The sequence below is a fragment of the Mesorhizobium sp. M1143 genome (assembly GCF_040318435.1).
Classification (GTDB): domain Bacteria; phylum Pseudomonadota; class Alphaproteobacteria; order Rhizobiales; family Rhizobiaceae; genus Mesorhizobium.
Genome location: NZ_JAMYMJ010000058.1, coordinates 1 through 16,913 on the forward strand (window position 1 = coordinate 1; position 16,913 = coordinate 16,913).

Consider the following 16,913-nt stretch of genomic DNA (forward strand, 5'->3'; position numbering starts at 1 on the left):
ATGACGCCTACTGGTGAATTGCCCGTTGAGGCGCCGAAAAGCTCCGGTGAGACGACCTTGCTCGACGACGTGCCATCGCACAGGACGCAAGCGAATTCAGGCGGTCAAAGCGATATCTAAGGTGACGGCTATCCATCAGGGAGAGATACTAAATCGTACTGGCGCGCGAGTTGGCATGATCGGGCAGGGCGGTCACGATGGTCATACAGCAAACGTACTTGCCGAGTTGGATCTATTGGCCGCGCTACTCGATTCCCGCTGGCGCATTCCAGGCACATCAATTCGTTTTGGACTGGATGCGCTCGTAGGTCTGGTTCCCGTACTCGGAGATGCGGCGACGGGCATTGTCTCGGCCTACATCGTCTTGCGAGCTCGAAACGTCGGTGCCGGAAATGGGTTGGTCGCCCGCATGCTAGGCAACGTGCTGCTGGATACGCTCGTAGGAAGTGTCCCAATTCTCGGCTCGATCTTCGACGTCTATTTTAAGGCGAACAATCGCAACATCACTCTGCTGCGCCGTCACATCAACAAGTGAGGCGGATAACCAATCGTCGCGATGCAATTCTTCTAAAAGGCTCGGAACCGACAGGGGCGCTGGGGCTTGAGTCGCGATTCCTGGAGTCGCGAGCATATGACCAGTGCCATTGACCGGCTTTCGTTCATCGAGTTCCAATCGCCCACACTGGTCGAGAAAGCTCCCGAAGGCGGAGATTGGCTTCACGAGATCAAATATGACGGCTACAGGACGCAGCTGGTCGTTGAAGGCGGAAAGGCGCGAGCATTCACGCGTCGCGGCTACGATTGGTCCCACCGTTACAAGAGGATTGTTCAGGCCGCGGCAAGCCTGCCGGTCAAATCCGCTATCATCGATGGTGAAGCTGTCGTCCTGGGCGACACCGGCCTGCCGGACTATCAAGCCCTGGAACGTGAGCTGGGCAACCCAAGTTCGCTGCGGATGACTCTCTACGCTTTCGACCTCCTGTACCTCGATGGCCGTGATCTACGGGAACAACCGTTAGTGAAGCGCAAGGCTGCGCTGAAGAAGCTGCTGACCGAAACCGAGCCAACCCTGACTTATGCCGAGCATCTGGAGGTGAACGGCAAGGATATGTTCGACCATGCCTGCCGGATGGGCATAGAGGGAATCGTATCCAAGCGAGCGGATGCTCACTACCGCTCGGGCGTCCAGACCAGTTGGGTCAAGGTCAAATGTGTCAAGAGCGACACTTTTCCAATCGTGGCTTTCGTCGAGAAACTTGGCGCGCAGCCGCGCCGCATCGCATCGTTGTACATCGGCAGGCGAGAGGGCGACCGGCTGCTTTATGCCGGGAAGGCCCAGACCGGCTATACGCTGGACGCAGCCCGGCGCGTTAGGGAGCGGCTTGATCCGCTTGTAATCGCCAAGTCACCGCTGTCGGAGCCGATCAAGAAGCCCAAGGCGACATGGGTCGAACCAGACGTTCTTGCCGAGGTGCAATTCAGTGGCGTGTCGGACCGGGGCATCTTGCGTGAGGCGGTCTTCAAGGGACTCCGCGAGGACCTTCAGGCAATCCCGCCCAAGCCTCCATCGCCGTCCAAGCGGAGGTCGGAAGGACAACACGGCGTCCCGCGCGAGAACATTCTCCAGCTGCTACCCGATGCGGTTGCACCTTCCAAGGAAGAGCTGGCAGACTATTGGCGGCGGGTCGCTGATCAAGTTCTAGTTCATCTCGTTCGGCGACCGCTGAAGCTGGTCCGCCACGCCTCCGGCGCAACCTTCTATCACAAGGGACCGCTACCTCGGATACCGTCGTCCGTGCACCAGCTCCGCGTTCAAAAGCGCGAAGGCGGCGAAGGCGTTCGGGTATGGATAGATGACATGGATGGTCTGCTTGGCTTGGTCGAGATGGATGCCGTTGAGCTTCATCCTTGGAACGCGACGATTGAAGACATCGAACATGCGGACCGGCTCGTCCTCGACCTCGATCCCGGAGAAGGCGTGCCATGGGACGCTGTGATCGAGGCCACGCTGGCGCTACGGGGCATCTTGGAAGCGGCAGGCTTGGAGAGCTGGCCAAAGGTCACTGGCGGCAAAGGCATCCACTTGATGGCCCCGCTCGTTGCGAAGATGACCCATGACAGCGCCCGGAAACTGGCCAAGTCGCTCGCCCACCGTCTGGTTGATACCTATCCTGACCGATACCTGTTGTCAGCTGACCCCGCAGCCCGAGGAGGCCGGATCTTTCTCGACTATCTCCGCAACGGACGGGGCAATACCGCAATAGGCGCTTTTTCCCCGCGAGCGCGGCCCGGCTTCCCAATTGCCCACCCGGTCACATGGAAGCAAGTCGAGGCGGGCATCCGGCCAGACGTTTTCACGCTCGCGCAGCCTTTCAAGCCCGCTCGTCGAAAAGCCGCGTGATGCGTCGCGACCATCAGCCGATATCAGCCCGTTTTCTTGCCTCGCGTTCGAGCCTCTTCCGGTCGTTGCCGTGTTCTCTGATTAGTTCGCGGACCTGTTCTGGCGTGATACGATGCTGTTTGGCGAAATAGCGAACCTCATAATCTTCATCGACTGATACACGATTGCGATCTCGAAAATCACGCTTGCTCTTATCGTCTGCCATCATCTTTCCTCCTGATCAGAGAAACAACGACCGACGTTGTATGTTCCCGGCGCCTCACTTCGGCCGCCAGAGCGCGGGCTGTCCGACCGTACTGGGGCCGCAGGCATTGCGAAGGTGATCTGGCGAAAGTTGGTTGGCCAAAGGCGAGGGTGTTTCGTTTGCTGTTCGGGATAGCTGACCGTCGATCGAGCCTGTCTGCGGGCCTCTTGGTTTTTTACGACGCCAGTCGGAACCCAGACGGGTCGCGGATGATTCAGATGCGCATCCGGGCTATCAACGAGGATCGTGAGCAAAATGGCGGGGGGTGACCACGAAGGCGACAAAACTGCGCTCCGGGAGCCCAAAGTTTCGTCTAGGACGCATGACCCGGGTCACAGCGCCGCGGCACGAGTTCGACTTCATCACCAAGGTCGGCCGCATAGACCACGCCGGAGCTCTCGCAATGTTGCAGAGGCATATGGGAGATATAGAGGCGGTCTTTTTCGGAACTGATGTTTTGGCTAAAGCGCTAGACCAGCCTGCCGAGTGACGCTCAGTTAATCCCTATCGCGGCGCCCAGCCAGCCTTTCCGTTGCCGCTCAGTAAGCCGGCACAAGGCGCGTGTTTCGCAACGGCAAGGCCATGGTGAACTGCAAGCCGTCACGATGGTAGTTCAATTCGATCTTGGCGTTGCATTGCACGGTCACGACTTTTTCCAGAAGTGTCGTGCCAAACCCCCGGCGACTGGGCTGCTCGACTTTCGGCCCATCTCGTTCCCGCCAGTCAAGATTGACGATCTGTGTATCGCCGGACCCGCCTAACGACCAGCGGACATCAAGGCGGCCTCCCGTTTGCGAAAGCGCGCCAAACTTCGACGAATTGGAGGCCAGTTCGTGGAAAGCCATCCCGACAGGGACCGCAATGTCGGCGACTAGCGCTACGTTCGGGCCTTCCAGAACGATACGCGGCCTGTCGCGCGTCTCATAGTGGTCAAGCTCGCTTTCGAGCAGCTTGTGCAGGGAGGCAGTCTGCCAATAATCGTCGGTAAGCATCGAATGGGTCTGGGCCAGGGAAACGAGCCTGGCTGAAAAATCGCGTACGAAATCATCGACGTTGCCGCTCGACTTGGCCGTCGCGCCCATCATGGCGCGAACGTTGGCCAGCGTGTTCTTGACGCGGTGATGCAGCTCGCGGATGAGCAATTTCTGCCGATCGGCGACCTCCCGCTTCTGTTCGATGTAGGACTGGACCTCACGCTGGCGGGCGCGGGCACGCAAGGCGGAGCGCACCGAGTTGGCGAGGCTCGAAGCCAGAAATGGCCGTTCAAGCACGATCAGATAGCGGTCCAGAAATGCCATCCGCGTGTCGACTTCGTTCCCCCGCATCGTCAGAAGCACGATCGGAAAATCCGACCATGCGGGTTGGGCTTCAAGCCAGGCCGCAAACTGCGTTCGATCGGAACTGAGCAGGGCCTCCTCGGCCACGACAAGGCACTGAGCCTCGTCGAGAAGCGGCACTGCCTCTTCCAAGCTGCCGCACACACGCGAGGCAATCTGGTTTGTAGCCAGGATGGAGGCCGCGATCCTCGCGTCACGGCCAAGCGGCGCCAGCACGAGAACGGCGGGGCTGGACGACATCATAACGCCTTGTCCCTCAGAAGGTCTGTCGGCTTGCCTTCAAATTCCGGAGATCCCATCAGGATGCCGCGGAATTGTTCCAGTGGCTCACCTACGGCCACGCCGTTACCGCCAATTTTAAACTCACGAATCGTCTCTTCGTGGGGGCCGACACGTTTCTTGACAACGGAAATCGCGCGTCTCAACTGACCTGCGTTCTCGAAGAAGCGCAGAAGCATGATGGAATCGCAGAGATAGGTCATGTCGACCGGCGCTGCCGTTTGCCCAAACAGCCCGTGATTGGCCAACAGCAGGATCGTCGCCACTGCCTTCTGATTGAGATAGGTGAGGATCTCGTGCATCTGAAGCACCAGATGTTGTTCTTCGGACATGGCATTGAGATAGCCAGTTAGGCTGTCGATCACGACGATCCGCACATTGGATTCTTCGACGGCCGCTTGGATGCGCGAAGACAATTCGCCTGGTGAAAGCTCAGCCGGATTGACAGATTCAAGCATCAGCGTGCCGTCCTCGGCAAACGGCTCCAGGTCCATGCCGAGCCCGGCGGCGCGCGCCAAGAAGATGCGCTTTGTCTCGTCAAACAACAGCACCAGCACACGCTCGCCACGCTCGAGTGCGGCATAGCAATAGGTGCAGGCAATTGTAGACTTGCCAACGCCAGACGGCCCCATCAGCATCGTGCTGGTACCACGGGCCAGCCCGCCGCCAAGCAGGGTGTCGATCCGGTTGTTGCTCATGGCCGGCGTATCATGCTCGGCCACCTCATGCTCGGCTGCAACGAGCCGCGGATAGGCGATAACGCCGCCTGGGCGAATGACGAAATCGTGAAAGCCGCCCCGGATCTGCACGCCGCGCATTTTGATCACGCGTAGCCGCCGACGCTCTCCACCATAGACGGGCGACAGCTGCTCCATCCGAATGACGCCGTGACTGATCGAATGCAAATTGAGGTCATCCTGCTCAGCGGTCAGGTCGTCGAGCATAAGCACCGTCACATTGTTGAGCATGAAGAAGCTCTTCAATGCCAACACCTGGCGCCGATACCGCAGTGACCCTTGCGATAAAAGTCGAATTTCAGAGAGCGAATCGAACACCACGCGATCGGGTCTGACGCGTCCGATCTCGGCCATGGCAGACTGCACGGTTTCGCCGAGTTCCAATTCCGAGGAATGGATCAATGTCTGTAGCTGCGCAGGATCGAAACTGAGCTCCGGCGGCACAAGTTCAAGAATTTGCACCCCCTTCAGATCCCAGCCGTGACGGCCAGCAACCGAGAGCAGTTCGCGCTTGCTTTCTGACAAAGTGATGTAAAGGCATGTCTCGCCATTCTTGGCGCCCTCGATCAAAAACTGGAGGCCAAGAGTGGTTTTTCCAGAACCTGGTTTCCCTTCGATGAGATGGGAGCGGTTCCTGGCGTAGCCGCCACGAAGAATGTAGTCGAGGCCGCTAACTCCAGTTGTGATCGCCGAGGCGTCGTCTCTGTCCAACTAATCCCCCAATGTAATTTCGAGAACCAGATAACGACGGGCACCTTTCGCGGTTCCACGTCTCTCGGTGAGCGCCCTTGTCGTGAGACTCACGAAAAGGCGACAAGAAACGCGGCAAAAAAGGGCGCCGTACCTCTCGGAGCCCTTTTTCAAGTTCAGTTTGGAACCGGCGACCTACCAGCCTTGCCGGCCATACCAGTCATCGATGTCGCGCCGAGCGCGGTCCTTCTCAATGCCGTAGCGCTCCTGAATCTTGCCTTCCAACTGATCGCGGTTACCGGCAATACGGTCCAGATCATCGTCTGTGAGTTTGCCCCACTGTTCCTTGACCTTGCCCTTTACCTGCTTCCAATTGCCTTCGACACGGTTCCAGTCCATGGCACCTATCCTTGTTTGTTTCGGACTGAGAAAAACGCCGTAACGCTACCGGAGTTCCCGTCAAGTTTGAGCAGATCGACCGATCGAAGCGTGGCGAGGTAGGCGGCCCCGAAGCAACCCGCTCTGGAACGCGATGATGGCTTGCCGCGCCGGCTGTGTTCTCCACACTCTTGGCCACAGTCGCTCGCGAGACCAGCTTCGTTGGACAAACAGCGACAGGGATAGCGTGAAGCCAACTATGCTGCGTTGGTCATCCAAGCCTGGCGTCAGATACTAATTCTTGCTGTCGGGAGCCATGTTCCCTGCGGCTTTTGCCCTGAAGCGCCTTACCCGGCTGCGTGTGCCGCAGCTCTCATCCGAGCACCACCGTCTGCGCCCGCCACGCGAGGTGTCGATGAAAAGCCAACCGCAGTTCGGCCCGGTGCACTCGCGCACGCGGCGGCGGTCATTCCTGGACACCAAAAACTCGGCTGTCTCAAAGGCCACGCGGTGGCCGATCGTGTTCAGACTGGCTGCGTCGGTCCACTGCCAAGCGAGGCGGTCGCCGGACGGGAAAAGCGAGCGCTTCGGCAGGGCTAGGGCGACTGCATCGCGCACGATTTGCAAGGCATCGTCCGGCACCCGGGCGCCTGCCGCCTCGGCCTGGAGAGCCGCGTAAACGGCCTCGCGCAAAATCTTGGCCTTTTCCAATGCCGCCTCCGCAAGGAGCGGGCGGGCGGAAGCCTCCGCGAGCAGTGCTCGCGCCTCATCGACGTCGATCAAATCGGCACGTCCAGCCCAGACGACCAGGTCGGCATAGGTCTGCAAGAGGTCTGGCCCCCACACATCGCGTCGCGCGTCGACCGTGTTGACGAAGTCCAAGCAGGGGTGACCGCCAACCATGCGCATGTCGACGATAGTCTTCGCACCATCCATCCCGGAAACATCGGTTGGCGGAACCGTATTGGCAAGAGGCCGTTGTAACGAAATAAACGTCTTTTGGCCGTTACGACGAACCAACAACGCCCAGCGAAGGCTGCTTCCGATGAACCGCAACACAGCGACATTTCTGGTTTTATGTGTGATCTGGGGCACCACGTGGATCGGTATCAAGGCAGGGATCGCCACCGTGCCGCCTCTGATGTTCGCAGGCACGCGTTTTACAGTAGCCGGCTTGCTGATCCTCAGCGCGACGCGCCTAAGGGGCGCTGCTCTACCACGGGTGGCGAAAAGGAGTTGGCCGCGTCTTTTCGTTGTTACGTTGTTCATGATTCCGCTTTGCTATGGCCCACTCTTTTGGGGCATGCTCTACGTCGATACGGGCACCGCGGCTGTTCTTGAGCTTTCGCTGACCCCCGTCACGCTGCTTGGGTTTGCGTTGCTTCTGGGGGACGAACGCTATGACGGCCGCAGGCTCTTTGCGATTTTGCTCGGTGCGGCCGGTCTGTGCGTCCTGTTCGGGCCCGAAGCCTATGCTAGTTGGACACACGCAGACCAGCAGGGCAGGGGGCTCCGGCTGCTGGCGATGACAGCGGTGGCGTCGGCAGCTTTAATCTATGCATGGGGTTCGGTGCTCGCGCGGCCGCTTCTTGAGGTATATTCATCGGACTTCATCGCCGGCTTCACCACCCTTTTCGGGGGCGCATTCCTAATTCTCATCTCACTCGTTGTGGAGCCAGGCGCGACCGCGGCTCTAAAAGGCAATTGGGGCTGGCCGGCCTGGGTCGGGTGGCTGTTCCTCGTGCTGTTTGGTTCGTTCATAGGCTACACTCTATTTATCCGGCTCCTGCACGAAATCGGCGCCTCGCGCGCCGGAGCATTTGCCTTCGTCTCACCCGTCATTGCCGTCGTGCTTGGCATCATCACCTACGGCGAGGAGGTTAGCCTGATCGACATCATCGGCATGGCTATCATGCTCTTCGCAGCGTTTCTTGCGCTACGCGAGCGCAAACAGGAAACATCATCCGCTTCCCCGCCGTTGATTCCACGCTCCGCGCGGGCTGATGGCAGAATATGAAAGACGGCGCGCGCATCCAGCCGCCAATCAGCCTTGAGACGGAAAAGCACAAGGTTCGCGTCTATGCGAAAAGAGGGCTGTCCCGGCAGCGTATCCCGCCTACCACCGGCGGCGAGGAAAGCTCCAGCTCATATGACAACACTAGTCGGCGAGGGATTTTGCCGAGTTGCTGTCAAGATTGCAGGCGGGATTTGATGGAAATCGCGAGGCTGCAATCAGCGAACTATTCGTTCCGATCGCGATGCAGGCTATCCGCCAACGCGTCGACAAAGTGTCAGCCGCATCGCTTCAGTTCCGCCACCTGAACGCCGAGACGGAATGCCTGACCATCGGCATAAGAACGTGCATAGCTTTCTGCTTCGAACGGAAACGTCAGGGTGCTGCCGTAGGCGGTGATGCGGACCGTCCACTTCTTGTCGCGAACGAGTTCGACCGAATTGTCGGGCGACGTCATGATTTCCTCCGGCACCAGCAAGGCGAAGGCACGGATAACGTCGCAAAGGTCGTTTGAATGCAAACAATCCGACACGCTCATGTCGCTTGTTCTATACGCCCAGACTTTCTCTCGATTAGAGCAGCGCCCGGCTGCAATGTCGGTCGCGTTAAGTCCCCTAGCTGCCAAGACCTTTCCCATTGGGTCGGTCCCCTTGCGGCCTCACGCAGCGACCTTTCTGAACCCAATCGCCGAGATCGTCAGCCCGCAGTGTCTTCGAGAGAATAGCCGGCAAGCCGCAGGGTGCGAATGGCAACTCTGCGACGACTGCTTCAACAACTTTCGCGACTGGCTCATGTGAACGTCGACCACCTGGGCGCTCACACTGGCTTTCTGCGAGCAGCCAGCTGCGATGAATTCATCACGGCTGATCACCTTTCAGGATTGTCGAGCATGTGGCGCAGCAACTTGAACTCGATCGGCCCAAGAGGAATCTCCCCGGTGCTGCAAACACGGTGGCATCGAGCTCCATCTCGACGTCGCGATATGTCAGTGGTCTGCGCTTCTGCGCCAATTTCGTGACGGTAGCCCAATCGCGAGCCTTCGCAGGTGGTCGAGGAGCTATTGCGGCGCAATGGTCTGATGAAGCGTTCGTCGACCCCGGGCTGCAACAGCCTGTGCTGACCTTCAGCACCTGGGGATATCGAGGCGACACAGGGCAGGGATGGTCCGGGCATCCCGCTTCAGCCGGCCGCTCCCGTCGCCAGCTCATTGTCTGGCCGACAGTCCAGCACAATCCCCTCGCGGCAAGACCTATCGCGTCACCGATCGAGCGGGCCAGCTTGCTGCCGAAGCCATCCACCTGCAGAATGTCGCCTAGGAGCAGGTAGAACTCCGCATCCTGCGAGGGAGATGCACCGGCCGCGGCTCCGTCGAACTCAGCGAGGGAAACGGAAGTCAGCTCTTCGCAGCCCAACTTCGAGAGCGTTCCTGGATTGGCCTTGGCACATTTATGAACGGTCGATTCCAATGGCTGTCAAAGAGTACGGCGCGACATTGAGGGCGCCAGCGAACCAGCTCTAAACCGGTCGAGCTAGTAGCCGGGCCGGGTCAATCCGAGACAATTTCGTAGTGAAGAAGCTGGGCTTCGTCGAGTGCCGACTTCACTCCAGGCGAGATGACGCCGGAGCCGAAGAGGATAATATCTTCACGGCGTACGAATACTTCATGGCCGAGTCCCATGGACACAAATGTGCCCGAAGAGCTTCGTTCGAGAAGCCGAGCTCTGCCATTCAATATGGTGAAGGCGGCGTGGCGCCTCGATACCCAGGGCCGCTCGACGATGATGTCGCATTCCGCCGATCTGCCGATTGTCACGGATTCGCCGTTTCGACAGGATCGCAGCTGATCTCTGTAGCGGATGACCATATGAATCTGCCGCGGCAGGACCGAGCGTCTATCTGTAGTGGCGCCATGGCTGGTGATCTGCGTACCGGGGGCCTCATCGTCGCTCCACAGGGTATAGACATCGAAGAACTCTTGCTTCCCCTTCAAGGCCATTTTGTCGAGGAGCCGCAGGCCCTTGCGGCTTCTCGGGGAAAGGGCTTCGCAGAAGCTCTGGCTGATCAGCACCTCTCCGGGGTTCGCCGTGGTGGACAACCTTGCGGTGACATTGACAACGTCACCGAATATCGCGCCCCGCGCGCGAATGACCGCCCCGAAATGCAATCCGATGCGGGCGCTCAACGGCCCTTTAGTCAGTTGATGGGTAATTTGGCAGACGGCCCTCAGCGCCATTTCCGGGCTCTCGAAGAGGCTGAGTATGTCATCGCCTTTCGAGTAAATGAAATCACCACGGTGCTTGGCGACAATCTCGCGCATTGTGTCCAGGCAATCCGAGACCTGCTGTAGAGCGGCATCGTCTCCGATCCGCTCATAGAGCGGCGTGCTGCCCACGACATCAGCTAAGAGGACTGCGGCAAGAAGCGTCTCCTGATCCATCGATCTCGTGTCCGACCCGAAAACTCAGCGTGCGTGTATAACACACGAGGTCGCCTGCAACATATCTGCTCGAGCGCCTTTGATCGGGGCGATGCTTCAGGTGATCGTGGCGGACGGACGGGCGTATGCCATTCGTCGGCTTCGTGCCGGCGACATCCAGAACCGTCTTCGCCCCAATCGTTCGCGACTTCGGTGCTATGAGTGGACTTGGTCTTTTTAGGTTCGGAAAGGCTGACCGAGTTGCAACGGGCGACGGCCTTCTCATGCACCATCAACCACGACCCGATCTCGGCCCTCCGACTTCGCACGGAATAGTGCCAGATCGGCGGCTTTGACGAGATCATTCGGGCTCTCGTTCGTATTTGGGACCGGTGGCGACGCCAACGCTGTGCTTTGCGATACGATCACGGATCCATTGATCAGATTTCAGGTATATTCTCTTTGAAGATGACCTGAAGTCGTGGTTGATGCGGTTCATAGTTCAGGTGCCTGACAGAGTGGCTTAAAATGTTGAGCGCTTCCCGCGCCTCGACGCGCGGATTTTGATCTATGACCGCATCGAGCGTCCCATCCAACAAAAGTTCCTTGGTGCCGTCTGTCACCTCGTGGCCGAGAAAGAGAATGTCTTTGGCGCGTCCACGCTCCTTGAGCGCCCGAGCGATGCCGGTGTTGCCGGCGCCGACATTGTAGATCGCGGCAAGATCGGGGTGCCGGTCCAGAAGCGCCGATGCTTCTGAATAAGCCTTCTCTCGGTCATCCAGCATTTCGCGCATCTCGACGATCTTGAGATTGGGCGACTCCTCGGTCAAGATGTGCCGGAATCCCATCTCGCGTTCCTCATGGCCGCGGTAGGACAGCGAACCGGCGAACAGCGCCACCTTGCTTGGGCGTTCCGATCCCATGAAGCGGTTGAGCAGATAGCCGGCCAGCCGCCCCGCGGCGCGGTTGTCGATGCCGATATAGGCCACTCTCGGAACATGCAGGATGTCGGAGGCGATGGTCACCACCTTGACGTCATTGGCCGACAGCGAGCGGATCGCCTCGCGCACCGTTGGATGATCGAGCGCGATCACGCCGACGCCTTGTGTCTGTCCACGCAATTCTTGCAGCAGGCGGGCGAGCCGGTCGGGGTTGAAGCCCTCTATGGTGGCGATGTGGACGTCGAGATCGGGGCGCGCCAAGGCCTGCGCCTCGATGTGTCGATGCAGCATCTTGATGAAGGAATTGGTGCCGGCCGGCAGAGCGAAGTCGAGACGGATGACCTCTCCAGGTGAGGGCCTGGGCGGCGCTCCGTTCGGGCCCTCCGCGATGTAGCCGAGGCGATGCGCCATTTCGAGCACGATCTCACGCGTGCGCGCCCGCACACCGGGCCTGTTGTTCAGCACGCGGTCGACGGTGGCGGCGGAAACGCCGGCTTCCCGGGCTATGTCAGTCAAGGTGGAACGCACCGTCTTTCATCTCCTCAATGCATCAGATCGCACAATGCCGCTAGCCCGTCCGACGGCCACAGCTGCCAGCCATCAGCGATTCTGATGGAAAATGATGTATCCAGCCTTAGCCGATGCGCAAGGAGGTTGGGCTAAATCGCGTCGTGATACGTCCCGTGCTACGAATGCAGATTTCCCATCAAATCGAGGCATTGAGCCGGTGTGTCGACCTTTGCATGACGTATTTTCTCCGCAGTTGCGGTGTTACGATGTATTTTGAGTATTTATGATGTTGACAGCCTTCCGGTGCTGCCGTCAATATCCCTCAGATGGGCTCGTGGAGGAAACATCGGGCCTGAGGGAGGAATTCCAATGTCTGATTTGATCCGCATATCGCGACGCGGCTTGTTGGCGTCCGGAGGAAAGGCGGCGGCGTTCGTGGCTGCGGCTGGTATCGCACCGCAATTCATCCGTCCCGGCCGTGCCGTTGCGGCCGACGCGCTGGCGCCAGGCATGGTAGGCGGCCCCACCGGTTTCGAGGGCGCCGAGCGCTATCAATATGGCGCCGAGACGCCGGAAGGCCGTGCCGTTGAGGCGGCCAAGGCCTTGAAGGGAGCAGGCAAGGCGCCGGCCAAGATCGTGCTTGGCCTGTCGGATGGCTCGATTGGTCAACTCACACAGCCTTTCCCGGCGGGTGCGCCGTCGATCAAGGAGCTGTGGGAAAAGGAAACCGGCATCCAGATTGAGATCGTCGGCCTGCCGAACGGCCAGGAATTCACCAAGACGATGCAGGACATCTCCACCAAGGGTGGGGCCTATGACATCTACTCGACGGAATGGAACCGGCTAGGCGACCTCGCTGAGACCGGCGGCATCGCCAAGCTCGACGACTTCGTCGCCCAGTACAAGCCCGAATGGGACGATCCCAAGACCGGCTATGTCGACGGCGCCAAGGGCGTGTCGCTGCTCAACAAATATCGCGGGTCCAACTATGGCGTGTCGCTGGACGGCGACTTCCAGACCTGGGTCTACCGCACCGACCTGTTCGGCGACGCTGCCGAGCAGAAGGCGTTCAAGGACAAATTCGGCTACGATCTGGCGCCGCCGAAGACCTGGAAACAGCACAGTGACATCGCGGGCTTCTTCCAGCGCCCCGACAAGGGCCTGTTCGGCTCCACCGACCTGCGCAACCAGGGCTGGGGCTACACCAACTGGTATCAGCGCTATGTCTCGATGGCATCGCCCAACCAGTTCCTGTTCGGCGACGACGGCAAGCCGCTGATCAATTCCGAGCACGGCATTGCCGCCACCAACGAATATGTCGGCTCGCTCGTTCATCACTCGCCGGACGCGATCTCCTGGGGCTGGCCGGAGCAGTATGGAAATTTCGCCAAGGGCGGCGCGGCGATGACCTGCGCCTTCTCGAACCTGCCGAAATTCCTCGACAATGCCGGCAACAAGGATTCCGCCGTCACCGGCAAGATCGGCTCGATGCTGCCGCCCGGCCGCGAAGTCGACGGCAAGCTGATCAGCCGTTCCGTGCTGTGGTTCTCGCTGACCGGCATGGTCTCGTCTCAGTCGAAAAACCAGGAGGTCGCCTACCTTTTGCTGCAGTGGCTGGGCTCCGCCCGCATCTATGCCTGGATGAGCGCCAATCCGGGCGGCTATCTCGATCCGTTCCGGCTCTCGGATTTCTCCGATCCGCTGGTGCGCCAGACCTACCACGCCTACCACATCGACGTGGTGCGCGAGACCGTCGCCCGCACGGTGCCGACGATCAACTATCCCGGCGCCACCGCCTTCCACAACGCATTGGACGAAAACCTGATGGCGTCGCTGACCAAGGCCAAGACAGCGGAACAGGCGATGGCCGACACGGAAGCGGAGTGGAAGAAGATCGCCCGCCGCATCGGCGAGGACAAATTGCTTGAAGCCATAAGGACCAACAAGGAGGCCTGGCCGACTGTTCTCGATCCAATCAGCTGATCCGTCTCCCTGGATCAGCGCTGGAGGGGAGGAGCATCTGTTCCTCCCCGCCGCAGTCAACGCCACCAGCAAAGCAGCCAGATGAAGCGTTCCGTCCCCTTCGAGATATTCCGCTACGCCGCGATCTTCGCGGCGATGGCGGTGACGCTGGTGCCGATCCTTTGGATGGTGTCGATGGCCTTCAAGCCGATCGCCGAATGGTCGGCGACCGGCGCGGACCTGACATGGTGGCCGAAGAACCCGACGCTGGGCAATTTCCAGTTCGTCTTCGGCGAGTCCAACAACAATCTGATCGTGGCGCTCGACCGCACCGCGCTGAAGCCGATCCTGTCGTCGCTGCTGTCTTCGGTGTTCGGCACGGCGATCGCAATGTCGGCGGGCACGGCTGCGGCCTACGGGCTGTCGCGTTTCGGCTCGGGCCAGAACCTGCCGCTGGCGCTGATCCAGCTCAGGCTGTTTCCGCCAATGGCGGTGATGATCCCGGTCATGATCATGTGGGCCTTCCTGAACTTCACCGACAGCTGGTTTGGCCTGGCCCTGATCTACGGCATCGTCACCCTGCCGTTCGCTTTCTGGCTCATGAAGACCTTCTTCGACGACATGCCGCGCGAGATCGAGGAAGCGGCGCTTGTCGAAGGTTGTTCGCGGCTGCGCGTCTTCACGCGCATCACGCTGCCGATGATGCGCGCACCGCTGGCCAGCGCCGCCCTCTTCGTCTTCATCCTCAACTGGTCGGACTATCTGATCGCGCTGCTCCTGACGACGCGTGAATGGGTGACGATCCCCGTCTACATGGCCTCGCTGTCCTCCTCGATGACCGGGCAGCTCTATGGCGCCAAGGCCGCGCTCGGTCTTATGGCCGCGGTGCCGCCGGTCATCATGGGCATTGCCATCCAGCGCCATCTGGTGCGCGGGCTGACGTTCGGCGCGCTCAAGCAATGAGCGCGGTGACCGTGACTGTCTCAAAGGACGCAAAGGCCGCGCTTGGCAAGCCCGCGCTGCGGGACGAGGGAGTGCGGCTGGGATTCCGGCTGACGCTGCCGGCGCAGATCCTGGTGCTCTTCATCTCCGCCTTCCCGCTGCTGATGCAGCTCTACATCAGCGTCACCGACTGGTCGCCCCTCTCCGGCCTGGGCTGGTGGAACGCATGGGAGATGTGGAACAGCTTCGCCAACTACACCGACCTTGCCGCCGATGCGCGCTTCTGGAGCGCGCTGAGGCGCACGGCTATCGTCATGGTCGTGTGCGTGCCTGTCGAATTCCTGCTTGGCCTGGCATTGGCGACGCTGTTCGCGGACGATTTTCCGGGCAAGCGGGTCTTCTATTCGATCCTGCTGATGCCGATGATGGTGGTTCCGGCGGTGGCCGGCTACATGTTCTTCATGCTGTTCCAGTCGGGCGGGCCGCTGAACGACATCCTGTCGGCACTCAGCGGTTCACGCGTCACCATCGCCTGGCTGTCTGACCCCACACTGGCGCTGATCGCGGTGATCATCGCCGATATCTGGCAGTGGACGCCGCTGATGTTCCTGATCCTGCTTGCCGGCCTGGTCGGCGTGCCGCAGGACCAGATCAAGGCGGCGACCCTGCTCGGCGCCAACCCGTGGCAGCGCTTCGTCACCATCGTGCTGCCGAAGATGAAGACGATCATCATCATCGCGCTGGCGATCCGCGTCATCGAGAACTTCAAGATCTTCGACACGCTCTACATCATGACCGGCGGCGGCCCCGGCGTCGCCACGGAGACGATCTCCGTCTACATCTACAAGGTCACGACGCAGGACCTGATCTGGGGCTATGTGGCGGCGATCGCGCTGGCCATCCTTGTCGTGCTTTCGATCGTTGCGGTATTGGCCATGAAGCGCATGGCGCGGGCAAGGCTGGTGCCGGCATGAGCGCGATCCAGCTGCGCAACCTGGTCAAGACCTTTGGCGAGTTCACGGCGCTGAAGACCATGGATCTCGATGTCGCCGATGGCGAGTTCATGGCGCTCCTCGGGCCTTCGGGCTGCGGCAAGTCGACGACGATGAACATGATCGCCGGCATGGAAGAGCCGACCAGCGGCAAGATCCTGTTCGGCGAGCGCGACATGGCCGGCGTGCCCATGGGCCGCCGCGGCGTCGGCTTCGTTTTCCAGAACTACGCCATCTTCACCCACATGACGGTGCGCCAGAACCTTGCCTACGGCCCGCGGATGCGCGGTGCGGCGACAGCCGAGATCGACCGCCGCGTCGGCGCCATCGCCGAGCTGCTGCAGTTGACGCCGCTGCTCGACCGCAAGGCCGACCGGCTCTCGGTCAACATCCTGCAGCGGGTGGCGATCGGGCGCTCGGCAATCATGGAGCCGGCGATCTTTCTGCTCGACGAGCCGCTGTCCAATGTCGACGCCGCCTTCCGGGCGGTGATGCGGACCGAGCTCAAGCAGCTGCAGCGCCAGTTCAGGCAGACGATGGTCTACGTCACCCATGACCAGCTCGAGGCCATGACCATGGCCGACCGCATTGCCGTCATGGATCACGGCGTGCTGCAGCAGGTGGGAACGCCGCTGGAAGTCTACAACAATCCGGCCAACGTCTTCGTCGCACGCTTCATCGGCGCCCCGGGCATGAACCTGCTGAGGGGGAGGCCGGCGGAGAGCGATCGGGGCCTGGTGGTCGATCTCGGGCAGCTGGGGGTCACGCCGACGCTGCCGGATGCGCTGGCCGCCACCTTGCGCGGATCGCGCTCCGAGGTGCTTTACGGCTTCCGGCCCGAACAGGTGTCGCTGGTGCAGAGCGGGCAGGGCCTCGCCATTCCGGTGAGCTTCGTCGAGCGGATCGGCGCGAGGACCATCGTCCATCTCGGCGATGGCGAGACCGCCGTGAAGGCGGTGTTCGACAATGCTGTCGGACTGTCGATCGGCGAGCTTGCCGTCGTCGCCCCCGTGGCATCGTCCGTGCGTGTCTTCGATGCCCGCAGCGGCATTGCGATGAAGGCAGGTTGA

At 60.5% G+C, this 16,913-nt stretch carries 15 protein-coding genes; 7 read left to right on the forward strand and 8 right to left on the reverse strand.

Annotated elements, in window-relative coordinates:
* The first annotated feature begins 175 nt into the window (after positions 1 to 175).
* A complete protein-coding gene (locus tag NKH35_RS26775) occupies positions 176 to 535 on the forward strand; it encodes a DUF4112 domain-containing protein (RefSeq protein WP_032905106.1) in 360 nt (119 codons plus the stop codon).
* 96 nt (positions 536 to 631) lie between these two features.
* The gene (ligD, locus tag NKH35_RS26780; RefSeq protein ID WP_023805135.1) at positions 632 to 2,401 is read left to right on the forward strand and encodes a DNA ligase D; all 1,770 of its coding nucleotides are present in this window, start codon (positions 632 to 634) and stop codon (positions 2,399 to 2,401) included.
* A 13-nt stretch (positions 2,402 to 2,414) separates the two neighbouring features.
* On the opposite strand, the gene NKH35_RS26785 is transcribed toward ligD, so the two are convergent.
* From NKH35_RS26785 to NKH35_RS26805, 5 genes are all read right to left on the reverse strand, one after another.
* The gene (locus tag NKH35_RS26785; protein WP_460221718.1) at positions 2,415 to 2,609 is read right to left on the reverse strand and encodes a DUF3606 domain-containing protein; all 195 of its coding nucleotides are present in this window, start codon (positions 2,607 to 2,609) and stop codon (positions 2,415 to 2,417) included.
* Positions 2,610 to 3,184: 575 nt separating this feature from the next.
* Positions 3,185 to 4,225, reverse strand: coding sequence for a sensor histidine kinase (locus NKH35_RS26790; protein WP_023669464.1), 1,041 nt, complete (start codon positions 4,223 to 4,225; stop codon positions 3,185 to 3,187).
* A complete protein-coding gene (locus NKH35_RS26795; protein ID WP_023669465.1) occupies positions 4,222 to 5,709 on the reverse strand; it encodes an ATPase domain-containing protein in 1,488 nt (495 codons plus the stop codon). Before NKH35_RS26795 ends, NKH35_RS26790 begins: the two co-directional genes overlap by 4 nt.
* A 174-nt stretch (positions 5,710 to 5,883) precedes the next feature.
* Positions 5,884 to 6,087, reverse strand: a complete 204-nt coding sequence (locus tag NKH35_RS26800) for a CsbD family protein (protein ID WP_023669466.1) — start codon at positions 6,085 to 6,087, stop codon at positions 5,884 to 5,886.
* Positions 6,088 to 6,360: 273 nt separating this feature from the next.
* Entirely contained in the window at positions 6,361 to 6,948 is a 588-nt protein-coding gene (locus tag NKH35_RS26805; RefSeq protein WP_245263761.1) for a CGNR zinc finger domain-containing protein, read from the reverse strand.
* A gap of 163 nt (positions 6,949 to 7,111) precedes the next feature.
* Here NKH35_RS26805 and NKH35_RS26810 point away from each other — a divergent pair, with 163 nt between their 5' ends.
* Positions 7,112 to 8,083, forward strand: a complete 972-nt coding sequence (locus NKH35_RS26810; RefSeq protein ID WP_023805137.1) for a DMT family transporter — start codon at positions 7,112 to 7,114, stop codon at positions 8,081 to 8,083.
* Between the two features lie 274 nt (positions 8,084 to 8,357).
* On the opposite strand, the gene NKH35_RS26815 is transcribed toward NKH35_RS26810, so the two are convergent.
* The 3 genes from NKH35_RS26815 to NKH35_RS26825 all read right to left on the reverse strand — a co-directional run bounded on the left by NKH35_RS26815 (position 8,358) and on the right by NKH35_RS26825 (position 11,965).
* The gene (locus tag NKH35_RS26815) at positions 8,358 to 8,618 is read right to left on the reverse strand and encodes a hypothetical protein (protein WP_245260004.1); all 261 of its coding nucleotides are present in this window, start codon (positions 8,616 to 8,618) and stop codon (positions 8,358 to 8,360) included.
* A gap of 1,008 nt (positions 8,619 to 9,626) precedes the next feature.
* On the reverse strand, positions 9,627 to 10,517 hold the full coding sequence (locus NKH35_RS26820) for an adenylate/guanylate cyclase domain-containing protein (RefSeq protein WP_023805138.1): 891 nt from the start codon (positions 10,515 to 10,517) through the stop codon (positions 9,627 to 9,629).
* Positions 10,518 to 10,936: 419 nt separating this feature from the next.
* A complete protein-coding gene (locus NKH35_RS26825) occupies positions 10,937 to 11,965 on the reverse strand; it encodes a LacI family DNA-binding transcriptional regulator (RefSeq protein ID WP_023689433.1) in 1,029 nt (342 codons plus the stop codon).
* Positions 11,966 to 12,316: 351 nt separating this feature from the next.
* Here NKH35_RS26825 and NKH35_RS26830 point away from each other — a divergent pair, with 351 nt between their 5' ends.
* The 4 genes from NKH35_RS26830 (at position 12,317) to NKH35_RS26845 (ending at position 16,913) form a co-directional block, all read left to right on the forward strand.
* The gene (locus tag NKH35_RS26830) at positions 12,317 to 13,930 is read left to right on the forward strand and encodes an extracellular solute-binding protein (protein WP_023689432.1); all 1,614 of its coding nucleotides are present in this window, start codon (positions 12,317 to 12,319) and stop codon (positions 13,928 to 13,930) included.
* 81 nt (positions 13,931 to 14,011) lie between these two features.
* Entirely contained in the window at positions 14,012 to 14,872 is an 861-nt protein-coding gene (locus NKH35_RS26835; RefSeq protein WP_023689431.1) for a carbohydrate ABC transporter permease, read from the forward strand.
* Complete coding sequence (locus tag NKH35_RS26840) at positions 14,869 to 15,825, forward strand: carbohydrate ABC transporter permease (protein WP_023689430.1); 957 nt, start codon at positions 14,869 to 14,871, stop codon at positions 15,823 to 15,825. The genes NKH35_RS26835 and NKH35_RS26840 overlap by 4 nt, the downstream gene beginning before the upstream one ends.
* Positions 15,822 to 16,913 (forward strand): ABC transporter ATP-binding protein, encoded by a 1,092-nt coding sequence (locus tag NKH35_RS26845; RefSeq protein ID WP_023689429.1) that lies wholly within the window; start codon positions 15,822 to 15,824, stop codon positions 16,911 to 16,913. The genes NKH35_RS26840 and NKH35_RS26845 overlap by 4 nt, the downstream gene beginning before the upstream one ends.